Source organism: Candidatus Pseudothioglobus sp. Uisw_086 (assembly GCF_048085745.1).
GTDB lineage: Bacteria > Pseudomonadota > Gammaproteobacteria > PS1 > Pseudothioglobaceae > Pseudothioglobus.
This window is the reverse complement of record NZ_CP159803.1, coordinates 262,711-278,404: the sequence shown is the minus strand read 5'-3', so window position 1 is coordinate 278,404 and position 15,694 is coordinate 262,711. Positions and strand designations below refer to the sequence as shown.

Below are 15,694 nucleotides of genomic sequence, written 5' to 3'. Positions count from 1 at the left end.
CCTTAAGTTCCTAAAAAATGAGCCTAATTAACAGAAAAATTTCTAGTACTGAAAATATTCAGAAGCAAGACTTACGTCTCCTGCTTCGATTAGCACCCTTTTTAAGACCCTATAAAAAAATTGCCTTAATTGCTATTATTGCGCTAATTTTTAGTTCATTGGCATTTTTATTATTTGGACAAGGCATTAAATTATTTATAGATGAGGGGATTTATACGCTTGATAATAAGGCAATGCTACTCATTGCAGTAGTTTTAATCACCATGATAGTAGCAACCTTTATACGTTTTTACTTCGTCTCATGGATTGGCGAAAGAGTCAGTAATGATGTTCGCCTAGCAGTATTTAATCACTTGCTTACACTACATCCTCATTATTTTGAAGTAAACCGAAGCGGAGAAATAAATGCCCGATTAACAACTGACACCACTTTGCTTCAATCTATTTTTGGTTTCTCAATATCAATGGCCCTGAGTAGCGTCCTTCTATTTTTTGGCGGACTCACAATGATGATTATTACCAACATAAAACTTGCTCTCATTGTTCTTATTAGTGTCCCCATTATCCTTCTTCCAATGGCAATATATGGTCGACGCTTAAGATCGCTTTCAAGAAAGAGTCAAGACACAGTCGCAGACATTGGAACCTACGCTGGAGAAATAGTACAAAACATTAAAGTAGTGCAAAGCTTTACTCGTGAGCCTGAAGAATCTCAAGCATTCAGCGAGGAAGTTGAAAAAGCTTTTGCAGTAGCAAAAAAGCGAATAATGCAGAGCTCCCTGCTAATTGCAGCGGCAATGATTCTAGTTTTTACGGGACTAGGCTCTATGATATGGGCTGGCGCTAAAGATGTTGCAAATGGACAAATCACAGCCGGCGAACTAGCAGCGTTTGTTTTTTATGCAATCATGGTTGCAAGGTCCGTTGCTGTTATTTCAGAGATTTATGGGCAGCTGCAAAGAGCAGCTGGAGCAACAGAACGACTGCTTGAATTACTTGCAGAAAAATCACAGATTTTTGCCCCAGCTGCGCCTAGAAAATTAGATAATGGCGCCCTCTCTCTAAGCTTTAACAATGTTCACTTTAGCTACCCATCAAGACCAGAACAGTCAGCCCTCGAAGAACTTACGTTTAAAGTTAAGGAAGGTGAAACAGTTGCAATTGTTGGCCTCTCAGGTGCAGGCAAGACAACTATTTTTGAGCTACTACAAAGATTTTATGATCCATCTAAAGGCAGTATTGATGTTAGTGATATTAACCTAGTTGATCTGGATCCTAAGACTCTTCGTTCAAGTATTGGAGTAGTGCCGCAACAACCGACATTGTTCTCAGCTGATGTCACGCATAATATTGGATATGGCAACCCAGCTGCAAATATAAATCAAATAAAGGATGCTGCAAAAGAAGCTTATGCGTTAGAGTTTATAGAGCAGCTTCCTGATGGCTTTGATAGCTATCTTGGTGAGCAAGGTGTTCGCTTATCAGGAGGCCAGCGTCAACGTATTGCTATTGCGAGAGCAATACTCAAAGACCCATCGATTCTTCTTCTAGATGAAGCCACCAGCGCTCTAGATGCAGACAGTGAACAAAAAGTGCAGGACGCTTTAAAAGTCTTAATGGAGGGCAGAACTACATTAATAATTGCTCATAGACTTGCAACAATTATGCATGCAGATCGTATTTTACTGATCGATAAGGGTCGATTAATTGCTGAAGGGAGTCATCAAGATTTATTATCCAGCTCAAAGCTCTACAAGAAGCTTTGTGAGCTTCAATTTAACTTCTAGCACAGTCATATAATTTGAAGATCTATTAGGATATTAAAGACTAGTTATTATTTTTAAAATTAGAAAGATAAAACTTTGTTTTTACTGGATAATGACTTTAAATTTCAACTGTGAATTGATTAATTAATGGTCAATAAATATAGAAATATCAAAAAAATTCTAAAAAACCTCTGTCTTTTAGTTACGCTATTTTCAGTAAGTACTCTTGTCTCTTCAGCATCACTTTCATCATTTAAACCTAGTTTTGATTCCATTGAAAACACTGTTGTAAGAAAAGAAGTTTTTTTTAATTACCTTCTTCCAGCAATTCATCAAAAAAATGCTGAGATAATTAAGCTTAGAGATTCTATATTAAATAATGAATTAAGCGTCAATGAACTCGAAAAATTAGCATCAAAGTATCGGGTCAAACATCCACCTACTCAAAAAGAGTTATTAAAAGTTATTGATATCCTCCCCCCTTCCCTTGTTCTTGCTCAAGCGGCAAATGAGTCAAATTGGGGAAGATCAAGATTTGCCAAGGATTTTAATAATTATTTTGGAATCTGGTGTTTTTCTGAAGGTTGTGGAATAATTCCTAAAGAAAGAGATGTGAGCGCAACGCATGAGGTTGCGAGCTTTAATTCATTAGAAGAGTGCATAGATTACTATGTACTTAATATTAATCGAAGCTATGCCTATGAAGAGCTTCGACAGATAAGAGCAAAGCAGCGCAATGATATGCAGCCCATTAAAGGAATTACTCTAGCAGAAGGTCTAGGTAATTATGCATTTCCTGGCATTGAATATATTGATTCAATTAAATCAGTTATCCAATTCAACCAACTGGGTCGTTACGACTATACAAACTAAGTCAATAGAAATTTAGGTATAAAAAAACCCGCGAGTAGCGGGTTTTTTTGAAGTAGATTTTGTTTGCAAGATTAACGTTTTGAGTACTGCTCACTCTTACGCGCCTTCTTCCTGCCAACCTTTTTACGCTCAACTACACGTGCATCACGTGTCACTAGTCCAGCACTTCGTAATCCAGGACGAGTCGCCTCATCATAAGCCATCAAGGCTCTAGTAACTCCAAGTCTAATAGCACCAGCTTGACCTGTATCACCACCACCTTTAACCATGATAGTAAAATCAAACTTGTTATGCATTTCAGTCACATCCAAGGGCTGGTTGATAATCATTGAAGATGTCTCTCTACCGAAATATTCAGCCATAGGCTTTTTATTAACTGTAAAAACACCCTTACCTTTAGTCATGTAAACACGGGCAACTGATGTCTTTCTTCTTCCAGTTGCGTAAAAAACTTCTTTATCTGCCATAATAATATGCCTTAAATATCCAATACTTGTGGTTGTTGAGATTGATGGGTATGTTCACTACCAGCAAAAACCTTCATTTTTCTAAACATTTCTCTGCCTAATGGGCCTTTTGGCAACATTCCTTTAACAGCTTTTTGAATAACTTCCTCAGGCTTTTTAGCAAGAAGATCTTTAAATGGAACTGATTTCAGATTACCAACATATCCAGTATGATGATGATACATTTTGTCATTAAATTTATTTCCAGTCACGGTTATTTTAGACGCATTAACGATAACAATATAATCACCTGTATCCACGTGAGGAGTAAATTCAGGCTTATGCTTACCACGAAGACGAGATGCAACTTCAGTTGCTAGACGCCCAAGAGTCTTACCATCTGCATCTACTAAAAACCACTCTCTTTTTACTTCTTCAGCTTTCGCACTAAATGTTTTCATAACTTGCTTCTATATGTCGGATCAGAATAATCGGACTATTATAATCATTTTTTATTCTTGATGTAAGTTTTCATATGGCAAACACATGAAATATCTACACATAAAATGAGAAAGAATTTCCAGACTATTTTGCCATTAAATCAAGACTCTTATCATAAAGCTTAGTTTCAACGTCCATTAATCCCAATAAAGTGTGAAACAAATTATCATGGGAAAGAGAAAGGTCTTCTTTATTCTTTATTGACTCAACATCAAAAACCTTAGACATAGAATCATTAAGCCACATTAATGCTGGAACATCAATCTGCTCGTCTGGGGCCATAAAATATGGCATTCCATGCAAATAAAGACCGTTTTCTCCTAAAGACTCGCCGTGATCACTAACATAAAACATTGCTGTATCTGACTCTTGTGAATTTCTCTTTAAAAGCCCTATAACTTTTGAAAGAAAATAATCTGCATAAAGAATTGTGTTGTCGTATGCATTACTTATTTCTTGATCATTACACTCGTTTAACTGGCTTGTTTTACATACAGGAACAAATACTTCAAATTCCTCTGGGTACCTCTTGTAATATGCTGGACCATGACTTCCCATAGTGTGGAGAATAATCAAAATATCTTTATCATTTTGATCGTCAATATAGCTTTGTAAATTAACCAGCATTCCTTCATCTCTGCACTCAGGATTGCATATAGAATTTTGCTCTGATGTTCGATAGTCTTCAAAAGTAATTCGATCTGCGACACTCTTTGAACTGGAGTTGTTTTCATACCAAATAACACTGGCACCTGCATGGCTTATTAGATCGAGAATATTACTCATATTTTTTCCCTTTTCATGAGAGTATTTATCACGACCTAGTAGAGAAAACATGCATGGAACAGACCAAGCAGTATCTGTTCCACACGAAGTCAAATTCTTGAATGAGATGATATCCTCTTTTTCCAAATAAGGATTAGTTTGAAGGCTATAACCATTAATTGACATATGGTCCCTTCTCACAGTCTCTCCTATGACAAAAATCACCAAACGCCTTTTGTCAGACTTCTTGTTAATTTGTGCATCGAGACCAATCACCTTAAAAGGAGTTGAAGAAGTCACCATCTTTGAATCAATAAACTTAGCTGCAGAATATAAGTAATATGTAGGATTGATATAGAGTCTTAAATCACGATTTTCTCTTGCAAAAGATGTATAGTGCTTTGAAAATGACAAGACAACCACTACAAAAACAACTACCAAAACTATGAAATATTTAAGCCTCTGAAGAAATTGTGCATTTAACTTTAATTTTTTTAACTCAACTTTGAATACAATAAAGGAAGGCAAAAGCCCCAAAACTAGAAAATATAAAATTGATTTATAATTTACCAAGTCAAGAAATTCACTAGTGTCTGTTTCAAATGTATTGGTTATCATGTTATGGTCAAATACAATGCCATAATTATTTGTACTGTAACTAACTAGTGATGAAGTTAATAATAATAGAATTAAAATTGGCTTGGTTGACTTTCTATAGCAAATCAAAAGCAGTAAAGCAGCCAAGAAAGTAAATAAAAATAAAAATAAAGACCCTAAAAAAAACAAGTTCTCAAAAAGAGGATAAACCAGCAATGTTTTTTCGAAAAATGTAAAATTACCAGTTAACGTTAAAAAACCTGCAATAAGCAAAACTAGATGAATCTGAGATAATTTATAAGAAAAAAGTTTCATTTGTTTTGTTTACAAAAAAATATTATTATATTATCCATTAGATTAAAAAGGAAGTAATGCTTAACTCACATATACACTTAGATTTTGATAATGTTAACTCCCCTTCTAGTTCTACAACTGGGGTTATTGTTCCATCAACTGGGAAAGATAACTGGGATAGCGTTATTGCTTGCTGCTCAGCAGACAATAACAGTCACTTTGCACTTGGAATTCATCCTTGGTTTATTGAAAATCATCAAATGATCGATTTATACAATCTTGAAGTTCGCATCGAGGAAGAAAAGCCAGTTGCGGTTGGTGAGTGTGGCCTTGATTATGTTAAAGTTAAAGATCAGAATACGCAGAGATTTATGTTTGATGAGCAGATATCTTTGGCAACTCGCTTTGACCTGCCTTTAATAATTCATTCAGTCCAAGCAACTGAAGATGTGACTGACTTACTCAAATCGCACTCTAAATCTCGAGGGGTAATTCACGCATATTCAGGCAGTATTCAACAAGCTGAAAATTTACTGAAAATTAATTTTTCGTTTGGTTTTGGCAATACATTAATCAATCCTCAAGCTTACAAACTGCATGATATTGTGAAGTTTTTACCAATTGAGTCTATTGTGATTGAAACTGATGATCATAAAAACCCTGATGAATTAATTCAGGTAGCTGAGAGAGTTGCAAGAATTAAAAAGCTCACTGTTGATGAGGTAATTGATCAGTGCGACCAAAATACACGCAATATTTTTAATATAGATTAATGTCAGGAAGTTGTGCACGTACTGAAATATTAGTTGGCCAACTAGGCCTAGCTCAATTAGCAGAATCACATGTTGTCATTGCTGGATTAGGCGGTGTTGGAGGAGCATGCGCTGAATCACTCTGCAGGGCAGGAATTGGAGAGCTGACTTTAATTGACTACGATACTATTTCAAATACGGATCTTAATCGCCAAGTAATTGCTCTGCATTCAACTTTAGGTGGCTCAAAAGTCAAAGTTCTTGCGCAGAGACTTAGAGATATTAACCCTGATACTGTAATCAATGAAAAAAACCTTTTTATTGATAGCAAGGAGGCAGAATCAATAGCTAAGAATGAAGATTTAAATTTTGTTGCGGACTGTATTGATGCAATTGCCTGCAAGACAAATTTAATTGATGCCTGTAATCGCTCAGGCAAACCAATAATTTCTAGCATGGGAGCTGGGGGTAGACTAGACCCAACTAAGGTTACAATCTCTAGAATGGATAAAACAGAATATTGTGGTCTTGCTAGAGAGCTAAGAAGACAACTCAGAAGTAAACACGCATCTTTAAAATTTCCAGTTGTTCATTCCACAGAGGTTCAAATAAAAGCCCTTCCACATGAAGATTTGGATAAAAACGAATTGTGCCCTCCAGGAAGACCAAGAGCGGTGAATGGAGCAATATCATATATGCCTAATATTTTTGGATTAATGATGGCAGGACACATCATCCAAACTATATTAAAATCATAGTCATTAGGATATTGAGAAAATTATGGTAAGGACTGAAAGCCCAATTTGTGATTTTAATTTACCCGCAATTGAATTTGAGCTGAAGGGGGTTGATGGGAAGCTTTATGACCTAAATAGTCTTAAAGGATCCAATGGCTTACTAGTAATGTTTATCTGTAACCACTGCCCTTACGTCCAATCAATTATTGATCAAATAATTCTTGACACAAAAGAGCTTTCTGAATTAGGCATAAATAGTGTCGGCATAATGTCAAATGACCCTAATGAATATGAAGAAGATTCATTTGAAAATATGAAAAAAATTTCTTCCGATTTAAATTTTCCTTTTCCATATCTAATTGACGAAACGCAGGAAGTGGCAAAAGCATTTGGCGCTGTATGTACACCAGACTTTTTTGGTTATAACAAAAACCTTAGACTCCAATATCGTGGGAGACTTAATGAGTCAAGAAAAGAGTCAGTTGATGGAGCGAAAAGAGAGTTATTTGAAGCCATGAAAGAAATTGCAATTTCAGGAAATGGTCCTAGCCATCAGACTCCCTCAATGGGCTGCTCAATCAAATGGTTTTAATTTATTTTTATGAGCTTCATGCTAGTGATAAATACTGGTTATGGATGTAAAATTTCAAATTAAGGTATAATACGCACCTTTTTACTCCCCCCACTTCACATGTCTGAACATGAATCAAGCGTAAATTTTAAAAATTTTGGTCTTTCTGAGGCCTTAATAAAGGTGCTTGATGAAGTTGGTTATGAAACGCCTTCAGCAATTCAAGAGCAGTGTATACCTTACTTGCTAAATGGTCACGATGTTATTGGACAGGCGCAAACTGGTACTGGCAAAACAGCAGCATTTTCACTCCCATTAATTGATAGAATTGATATTAGTACTAATCAAGTTCAGCTTTTAGTGTTAACCCCGACAAGGGAGCTAGCAATCCAAGTTTCAGAGGCCATTCAAACCTATGCTAGGCATCTTAAAGGACTGCATGTACTTCCTATATATGGTGGACAGTCTTATGATATTCAGCTAAGGCCATTAAAAAGAGGAGTCCATGTTGTTGTAGGAACTCCTGGAAGAGTAATGGACCATATAAAAAAAGGCACCCTTAAGCTTGGCTCACTAAAAGCATTGGTGCTTGACGAGGCTGATGAAATGTTAAGAATGGGCTTTATTGATGATGTAAAGTGGGTAATGGAAAAGCTGCCGAAAGAACGTCAAATTGCACTTTTTTCAGCAACCATGCCTGACGTAATAAGAAGAGTTGCAGAAAAATTCTTAAACGATCCAAAAATAGTTAAGATAAAAACAAAAACCGCTACAGCGCAAACAATTAGTCAAAGATATTGGCTGGTTAGTGGCGTTAATAAGCTAGATGCGTTGACTCGAATCTTAGAAGTAGAAACATTTGATGCACTTTTAATATTTGTAAGAACAAAAACAGCAACAGTAGATTTGGCAGAAAAATTATCTGCAAGAGGTTTTTCATCTGAAGCGATTAATGGTGATATTGCTCAAAATCAAAGAGAGCGAACAATCCAGCAACTTAAAAAAGGGAAAATTGATATTCTAATTGCTACCGATGTAGCTGCTAGAGGATTAGATGTTGAACGAATTTCTCATGTTGTGAATTATGATATTCCTCAAGACCCAGAGTCTTATGTTCACAGAATTGGAAGAACAGGTAGAGCAGGTAGGGAAGGAAAAGCAATACTATTTGTAGCGCCAAGAGAAAGAAGAATGCTTCAGACAATTGAAAGAATTACGCGTCAACCAATCACACCAATGCAGCTTCCCTCTGCCAAAATTATTAATGAGCAAAGGGTAACAAATTTTAAACAAAGAATAAGTGATACTCTTAATAATCAAGAGTTGGGAATCTTTGAAGAACTCATCCTAAGTTTCCAAAAAGAGCATGAAGTTGATGCTTTTAAAATAGCATCAGCATTAGCATTGATGGCGCAAGGTACAGAGCCATTACTTCTTAGTGAAAAGGAGTTAAGCCAAGGCTCATTTAAGGAAGGCAGTAAGGCTAAAATTTCTATTTCAGTTCATGCAGATCCGCTAAAAAATAACCCTTCAATTAAAATGCGAAGGTATAGGCTAGCTGTTGGTCATAAAGATAACATTAAGCCGGGTAACGTTTTAGGTGCAATAGCTAATGAGGCTGAAATTAGTAGTGAGTTTATTGGAGCAATCCAAATATTTCAAGACTTTACCACAATTGATCTACCCGATGAAATGACAAAAGAAACACTTGCTATTTTGAAAAAAACTAGGGTTTTTGATAAAAAACTTAATATTGAAGAGCTATCAGAAAAAAATAATACGACCTCTCCTCATCAAAAAAGTGATGATTTTAAAAGAAATTCTTCAAGAAGGGGTGGTGAAAGGAAGTTTGAGAGAAAGCCAAGAGGCAAAGGTGGAGATAGGCCTAATAGACATAAAGATAAGAAATTCTCACGAGGTAAGCCAAAAAGAAAAGATTAATTGCTACTAATTACAAGCAAATAGGCGTATTCAAGGCAAAAATATAGGTTAAAATCACATTGCTGGTTAAAATACAGCTAATTTAATAGTGTGTTGTTGCTTCGTAGTAAGTCGGTTTCACAGTAATTTGGGTTGGTTGCGTCTTTTCCATGTTTTATTTATTTTTAGGAGACGGAATGTCTACAACAACAGGACGCGTTAAATGGTTTGACGCAAAAAAAGGTTTTGGTTTTATTGAGCAAGAAAGTGGTGACGATGTGTTCGTTCACTTCAGAGCAATCCAAGGTGATGGTTACAAATCACTAGAAGAAGGTCAAGAAGTTGAATTTGAACTTGAAGATGGTGCCAAAGGACCTCAAGCTGCCAACGTAGTACCAAAATAATTTAAGAATTATTTAATGAAAACCCAGCCTAAGTGCTGGGTTTTTTATTGCCTGTCTTAAATCAAATTGCTTTCATTTAATCTTGTATCTTTTAAAACCTCTATGGCCTCATTTTTTTAGTCAAAATAATATCTCTTTCAATTACAAGTATTTGTTACATATATAATTAATCCAAAAAAACAATCTATGAAAACATTCTATTGGTACGATTATGAAACTTTTGGATTATCGCCAAAAGTTCAAAGAATTGCACAGTTTGCTGGCATTAGAACTGATGAAAATCTTAATATTCTTGAAGAACATATGTTCTACTGTAAACCAACCCATGATTCCTTGCCTGCGCCTGAGGCATGCGCAGTCACAGGCATAACGCCACAATTATGTGAGAAAAAAGGATTAATAGAGCATGAGTTTATTAAAAAGATACATCAAGAATTTTCAAAACCTGAGACATGCATTGTTGGTTACAACTCTATAGCATTTGATGATGAGTTTACAAGGCACACTCTATTTAGAAATTTCATAGACCCATATTCTTGGCATTGGCAAAATGGTAACGCAAGATGGGACATTCTCAATGTTGCACGCTTCTGTTATGCTCACAAAGAAGAGGGAAGCCTTAAGTGGGTTAAAAATGATAAGAATAGGCCAATTTTCAAACTGGATACACTTGCGCCTGCAAATAACATTGAGCATACGAATGCGCATGATGCTATGGCTGATGTAAGAGCCACAATTGGGATTGCAGCTATTATTAAAAAAAGTCAGCCCAAGTTTTTTGATTATGCCCTTAGCTTAAACGATAAAAAAGAAGTTAGCAGACAAGTTCGTCTGCTTCACCCAATGCTTTTAACAAGCTCACCGTTTGGCTATAAATCATCTTTTACGCGATTAGTAACTGCAATATGTTATCACCCCGATTATTCAGATCGCGCAATCGTCTTTAATCTTAATCAGGATCCTGAAATTCTAATGGAGCTTGAGATTGATGAATTGAAAACACTCACATTTTCTAAAAAAACAGACCTCCCAAAAGGGATCAATAAATTAGAGCTAAATGAACTAGTTTTTAATAAAAGTCCAATGTTTGTATGTAGTCCAAATTCAACTAGTTTTAAGTTGTCTCCAGCCCTTGTGGAGAAATTTAATTTAAATATGGAGGATTGTTTAAAAAATTTACTTTACATTCAAAACAACATAAAAAAAATTGAAGAAAAGGTCCAATCGATTTATAATGATAAAGGGGAAAGAGAGCCAAGTAATGATGTTGATCAATCTCTATATGATGGCTTTATTAGTAATAATGATAGAGCTATATGCAATCAAATTCAAAGCCTTTCAGAAGAGGAAATTAAGCACTTTGAGCCAAATTTTGAAGACAGGAGGCTTACAAAATTATTCCTGAACTTTAAAGCTAGAAACTATCCCCAGTTATTAAATGAATTTGAACAGGAGCAGTGGTTCGAAATTGTTCAGTCTAGAGTGCAAAATGGTGAGAATGGCTTCTTATCAATAGATAGTTTCGAGCGCAGCTTATTTAACTTAAAAGAAAAATCTCCTGAGAAACAAAATTTATGGAGAGATCTTGAGAACTATGCACAGACATTTCTTTAATCAAAATACCTTGCTATTGAAAAATAAGTAAAGTTTAAGTATAATATTCGACCTTAGTTTAACGAAAAAAGGTTCAAATGAACGCAGAAACTAGAAGTGAAATGTTTGCTAGGCTTTTAAAGCAGATTCCAAACCCGACAACTGAACTGAACTACTCAACATCATTTGAATTATTAGTGGCTGTTACATTATCAGCACAAGCAACTGATAAAAGTGTAAACCAAGTTACTAATATCTTATTCCCTCTTGCAAATACTCCTGAAAGCATTTTTGAGCTAGGCGAGGATACGCTTCGAGACACAATTAAGTCGATTGGCTTATTTAATTCAAAAGCAAAACACATTATTCAAACTTGCAGGATACTAATAGACAAATATAGCTCAAATGTTCCTGAAACTCGAAAAGAATTAGAGGCACTACCTGGAGTGGGCCGCAAGACTGCAAATGTAGTTCTTAATACAGCATTTGGACAACCAACTATTGCGGTTGATACTCATATATACAGAGTAGCTAATAGAACAGCGATAGCCTCAGGAAAAACAGTGCTAGAAGTTGAAAAGAAGTTAATTAAGTTCATACCTGATGAATTTAAAGTCCCAGCTCATCATTTAATGATTCTTCATGGAAGATACGTCTGCAAGGCGAGGTCGCCCCATTGCATAGAGTGTAAGTTATTAGACTTATGTGAGTACGAAGAGAAGAATCTTTAAAATCTAAACAAATAAAGTGTTCTCGCAAGACAGATCAAAACAAAGAGAATTTCTAGCCAACTCATGGCAAAAACATTTGAATTCCGAAATATTAGAGCCTCTTGAGCTTCAGCTTGCATTGATAATTCAGAAGCATCCAGAGTATCACGCCCTCATTAATGATATAAATTTAGAATATTTCCCAGAGCAAGGAAAAACAAATCCATTCCTTCACATAAATCTTCATTTAGCTCTACAAGATCAGCTTTCACTTGATCAACCAATTGGAATTAATGATATATACAAAAAACTTATTGCAAAGTATAGTGACACGCATGAAGTTGAACACCTGATGATGGAATGTATAGCCGAAATGATATTCAATTCTCAGAAGAATAACACTACTTTAGATCAAGGTAATTATTTAGTTAATCTTAAAAAACTAATCAAAAGCTAATTTACTATGTCCAATTAGTAAAGTTTTTAAGTAGTTGCAGCCCATCACTTTGCGACTTTTCTGGATGGAATTGCACGGCAAAGAGTTGATCGATTGCAATTGCAGATGTAAAAGTATGCCCATAATCTGTCGTTCCGGCAACACAACTTTCATCGACCTCTTCTACATAATAACTGTGCACACTATAAAAGCGACTGTTATTGTCAATTTTATGCCATAGTGGGTGATTCTTTACTTGATTTACTCTATTCCAACCCATATGTGGTATTTTAAGATCACTATTTTGAAATTTTATGACTTTTCCTGGAACTATTGAAAGTCCTTCAGTTGTATTATTTTCTTCACTATAGTCAAATAATAATTGCAAACCAAGGCATATTCCAAGAAATGGTTTTGATTTCGAAGCTAATTTAACTTCATCAATTAGTTCATTTGAAGCAAGAGCGCTCATGCACGAACCCATCGCCCCTTGTCCTGGAAAAACAACACGGTCAGAATCTCTTATGACTTTTGGATTATTAGTAAGAAGGCACTTATCATTTGGCGCTACATGCTCAATAGCTTTTTGAACAGAACGTACATTTCCCATTCCATAGTCAACAATTGCAATTGTTTGCATGTTGCTCTTCCTAATTGTCTTTTAAAGTGAGCCCTTGGTCGAAGGGATTGTATTTGCTTGCCTCTCATCTGGAGTCACAGCCATTCGAAGCGCTCTTCCAAAAGCTTTGAAAACAGTTTCTGCTTGGTGATGAGAATTTATACCTTTCAAATTATCAATATGTAGAGTAACTAGGGCATGATTTACAAAACCCTGGAAGAATTCTCTAATTAAATCTAAATCAAATGTACCTACCCTATCTCTTGTAAATTTAACCCCAAGATCAAGCCCAGGTCGGCCAGACAAGTCTATAACTACCCTAGATAAAGCCTCATCTAAAGGAACATAGGCATGGCCATAACGCGTCAATCCTTTTTTATCACCTACAGCGTCAAAGAACGCTTGTCCAAAAGTTATTCCAACATCTTCAACCGTATGATGATCATCAATTTCATTATCACCATCACATTTAATTGAAATATCCATTAACCCATGGCGAGCAATTTGATCTAGCATGTGATCTAAAAATGGAACGCCTGTTTCAATCTCAGCTTTTCCACTTCCATATAGCTCTAGACTAACGGCTATATCAGTTTCATTTGTCTTGCGTTCTTTAGTAATCATAATTTGATTTTATCTTAAGCAATATAGTCTCTGATGAGTATTTCAGCTATTTGAATACTATTAAGAGCAGCCCCTTTTCTAATATTATCTGACACAACCCATAAATTTAAACCTTTATCATGACTGATATCTTCCCTAATTCGACTTACATATGTAGCGTCAGTATTGGTTGCTTCAACAAAAGGTGTTGCATACCCACCATCTTTTCTTTCGTCCATAACAATAACACCTTCTGCTTTTTCAAGTAAATTTCGAGCGTCAATCGCAGTAATTTTTTCTTTAGTCTCGATATGAACAGCTTCTGAATGGCCATACACTACTGGAATCCTAACTGCAGTAGGATTAACAAGAAGGCTATCATCCTCAAATATTTTTTGAGTCTCCCAAACCATTTTCATTTCCTCTCTTGTATATCCATTATCTTGAAATGTATCAATATGTGGAATAGCATTAAAAGCAATTTGTTTGGTATAAACATCTACCTCTACATCATTGCCATTTAATAAATTAGCAGTTTGATTAGTAAGCTCAGTAATCGCTTCTTTTCCACTTCCAGAGACCGCTTGGTATGTTGCGACATTAATTCTAGAGATTCCAACAGCATCATATATCGGCTTTAAAGCAACGAGCATCTGAATTGTTGAACAGTTTGGATTAGAAATAATATTTCGATTAGTGTAATTAGCTATCGCGTGAGGATTAACCTCTGGAACAACCAGCGGAATGTCATCATCCCTTCTAAAGTGAGATGTGTTATCAATTACAATGCACCCTTGTGCAGCAGCAATTGGCGCATATTTTTCTGAAATATCACCGCCAGCAGAAAATATACCTATTTGAACTTTAGAAAAATCAAAAGTATCTAGATCCCCAACAATCCATGACTTTCCTTGGCATGAAACCTTGCTTCCAGCGGAGCGTTTGGATGCTAGTGGGTACAAATTTTCAATAGGAAATTTTCTTTGATCGAGAATTGAGATCAATGTTTCCCCAACCGCGCCAGTTGCGCCAACGATAGCAATGTTATATTTTTTGCTCATAATAATTTGAAGAAACTAAAAAAACTATAGATTATACGAAGGACTGGGACTAATATTCATAAATATATTCAATACTTTAGGATATTTATTTCTTTCAGCCAAGTCAAAGTATTGTTATTTTAAATAAATTAAGGAAGGCGCCATGGCAAAACACCATCATTAAATGATGCAGTGTAAAGCTCAAACCAAGTCTCACGATCCATCTTAACCTTCATTGCATCAGAAATTTTTGCAATCCTATCTAAATTATTTGTACCCATTACAGGGCAAATTTTGGCTGGATGAGCTAATATCCACGCAACTGCAACAGCCGCCATATCAACATTTTGATTAGCTGCAATCTTTGCAAGTGCCTTGCCAAGTAATCCATTATTACTCATCAATTTCCCGCCACCAAGAGGTGACCAAGCCATTACAGTTGTTTTTTCCTCTTGATGAAAAGCAAGATCTCCATTTGTAAAGGCATCAGTTGCAGCTAAAGACATCTCAATTTGATTTGTTATCAATGGGCTTTTCATACCTGACTGCAACAACCTAAAATCCCAAGGCTTAAAGTTTGAGACGCCCACTTCCTTTACTTTTCCAGACAAAACAAGATCATCTAACGCCTTTCCAGTCTCAAGATGATCCATATAAGGATCTTGTCGATGGATTAATAATAGGTCTAGATAATCTGTAGACATATTCTTTAAAGATGCATCAACAGAGTCAAAGATATGCTCTCTTGAAGTGTCATAATGACTAAATGTTGCACTAGAGTATCTATCAGAGGGATTTACTATGCCGCATTTTGATACGATTTCAATCTTATGCCTTAAGGATGGAGTTTTCTTCAAAACACTCCCAAATAATGCTTCAGCAGTATATAAACCATATACTGCAGCTTGATCAAACGTTGTGATTCCCTGATCTAAGCATAAATTAACTTTGTTACTAATATGTTTGGTTGATGTATTAGCGTCATTAGCTAAACGCCACATCCCATAAATGATTCGACTAAAGTTAGAAGAACTAGAAAAATTTAACCGCTCCATACTAACTCCAAA

Annotated in this window: 17 protein-coding genes; 10 read left to right on the top strand and 7 right to left on the bottom strand. The window is 35.7% G+C overall.

What is annotated here, in order from left to right; genetic code table 11:
* The first annotated feature begins 17 nt into the window (after window positions 1–17).
* Together ABXT49_RS01395 and ABXT49_RS01390 are read left to right on the top strand one after the other, a co-directional pair.
* Window positions 18–1,787, top strand: a complete 1,770-nt coding sequence (locus ABXT49_RS01395) for an ABC transporter transmembrane domain-containing protein (protein WP_416652501.1) — start codon at window positions 18–20, stop codon at window positions 1,785–1,787.
* Between the two features lie 126 nt (window positions 1,788–1,913).
* On the top strand, window positions 1,914–2,639 hold the full coding sequence (locus tag ABXT49_RS01390; RefSeq protein WP_416652500.1) for a glucosaminidase domain-containing protein: 726 nt from the start codon (window positions 1,914–1,916) through the stop codon (window positions 2,637–2,639).
* Between the two features lie 71 nt (window positions 2,640–2,710).
* Here ABXT49_RS01390 and rpsI read toward each other — a convergent pair whose 3' ends face one another.
* From rpsI to ABXT49_RS01375, 3 genes are all read right to left on the bottom strand, one after another.
* Window positions 2,711–3,106, bottom strand: coding sequence for a 30S ribosomal protein S9 (gene rpsI / locus ABXT49_RS01385; protein ID WP_416652498.1), 396 nt, complete (start codon window positions 3,104–3,106; stop codon window positions 2,711–2,713).
* Window positions 3,107–3,117: 11 nt separating this feature from the next.
* Entirely contained in the window at window positions 3,118–3,546 is a 429-nt protein-coding gene (rplM, locus tag ABXT49_RS01380) for a 50S ribosomal protein L13 (protein WP_416652496.1), read from the bottom strand.
* A gap of 124 nt (window positions 3,547–3,670) precedes the next feature.
* Window positions 3,671–5,263: a phosphoethanolamine transferase gene (locus tag ABXT49_RS01375; RefSeq protein ID WP_416652495.1), complete on the bottom strand. Its 1,593-nt coding sequence runs from the start codon at window positions 5,261–5,263 to the stop codon at window positions 3,671–3,673.
* 56 nt (window positions 5,264–5,319) lie between these two features.
* Here ABXT49_RS01375 and ABXT49_RS01370 point away from each other — a divergent pair, with 56 nt between their 5' ends.
* From ABXT49_RS01370 to ABXT49_RS01335, 8 genes are all read left to right on the top strand, one after another.
* Window positions 5,320–6,015, top strand: coding sequence for a TatD family hydrolase (locus ABXT49_RS01370; RefSeq protein WP_416652494.1), 696 nt, complete (start codon window positions 5,320–5,322; stop codon window positions 6,013–6,015).
* A complete protein-coding gene (locus ABXT49_RS01365; RefSeq protein WP_271541305.1) occupies window positions 6,015–6,752 on the top strand; it encodes a tRNA threonylcarbamoyladenosine dehydratase in 738 nt (245 codons plus the stop codon). The genes ABXT49_RS01370 and ABXT49_RS01365 overlap by 1 nt, the downstream gene beginning before the upstream one ends.
* 22 nt (window positions 6,753–6,774) lie before the next feature.
* On the top strand, window positions 6,775–7,323 hold the full coding sequence (locus ABXT49_RS01360; RefSeq protein ID WP_416652492.1) for a thioredoxin family protein: 549 nt from the start codon (window positions 6,775–6,777) through the stop codon (window positions 7,321–7,323).
* Between the two features lie 99 nt (window positions 7,324–7,422).
* The gene (locus tag ABXT49_RS01355; RefSeq protein WP_416652491.1) at window positions 7,423–9,243 is read left to right on the top strand and encodes a DEAD/DEAH box helicase; all 1,821 of its coding nucleotides are present in this window, start codon (window positions 7,423–7,425) and stop codon (window positions 9,241–9,243) included.
* Window positions 9,244–9,419: 176 nt separating this feature from the next.
* Window positions 9,420–9,626 carry a cold-shock protein gene (locus ABXT49_RS01350; protein WP_114114942.1) on the top strand — a complete coding sequence of 69 codons (207 nt, stop codon included), beginning with the start codon at window positions 9,420–9,422 and terminating at the stop codon, window positions 9,624–9,626.
* Between the two features lie 186 nt (window positions 9,627–9,812).
* Window positions 9,813–11,240, top strand: a complete 1,428-nt coding sequence (sbcB, locus tag ABXT49_RS01345) for an exodeoxyribonuclease I (RefSeq protein WP_416652489.1) — start codon at window positions 9,813–9,815, stop codon at window positions 11,238–11,240.
* Window positions 11,241–11,317: 77 nt separating this feature from the next.
* Entirely contained in the window at window positions 11,318–11,950 is a 633-nt protein-coding gene (nth, locus tag ABXT49_RS01340) for an endonuclease III (protein ID WP_416652486.1), read from the top strand.
* A 16-nt stretch (window positions 11,951–11,966) separates the two neighbouring features.
* Window positions 11,967–12,386: a DUF1841 family protein gene (locus ABXT49_RS01335; protein ID WP_416652484.1), complete on the top strand. Its 420-nt coding sequence runs from the start codon at window positions 11,967–11,969 to the stop codon at window positions 12,384–12,386.
* 4 nt (window positions 12,387–12,390) lie between these two features.
* Here ABXT49_RS01335 and hisH read toward each other — a convergent pair whose 3' ends face one another.
* From hisH to ABXT49_RS01315, 4 genes are all read right to left on the bottom strand, one after another.
* Window positions 12,391–13,005, bottom strand: a complete 615-nt coding sequence (hisH, locus tag ABXT49_RS01330; protein ID WP_416652483.1) for an imidazole glycerol phosphate synthase subunit HisH — start codon at window positions 13,003–13,005, stop codon at window positions 12,391–12,393.
* Window positions 13,006–13,026: 21 nt separating this feature from the next.
* On the bottom strand, window positions 13,027–13,608 hold the full coding sequence (hisB, locus tag ABXT49_RS01325) for an imidazoleglycerol-phosphate dehydratase HisB (RefSeq protein WP_271541288.1): 582 nt from the start codon (window positions 13,606–13,608) through the stop codon (window positions 13,027–13,029).
* Window positions 13,609–13,622: 14 nt separating this feature from the next.
* The gene (locus tag ABXT49_RS01320) at window positions 13,623–14,648 is read right to left on the bottom strand and encodes an aspartate-semialdehyde dehydrogenase (protein WP_416652481.1); all 1,026 of its coding nucleotides are present in this window, start codon (window positions 14,646–14,648) and stop codon (window positions 13,623–13,625) included.
* A gap of 128 nt (window positions 14,649–14,776) precedes the next feature.
* Window positions 14,777–15,682: an aldo/keto reductase gene (locus tag ABXT49_RS01315; RefSeq protein WP_416652479.1), complete on the bottom strand. Its 906-nt coding sequence runs from the start codon at window positions 15,680–15,682 to the stop codon at window positions 14,777–14,779.
* Between the last annotated feature and the right edge of the window lie 12 nt (window positions 15,683–15,694).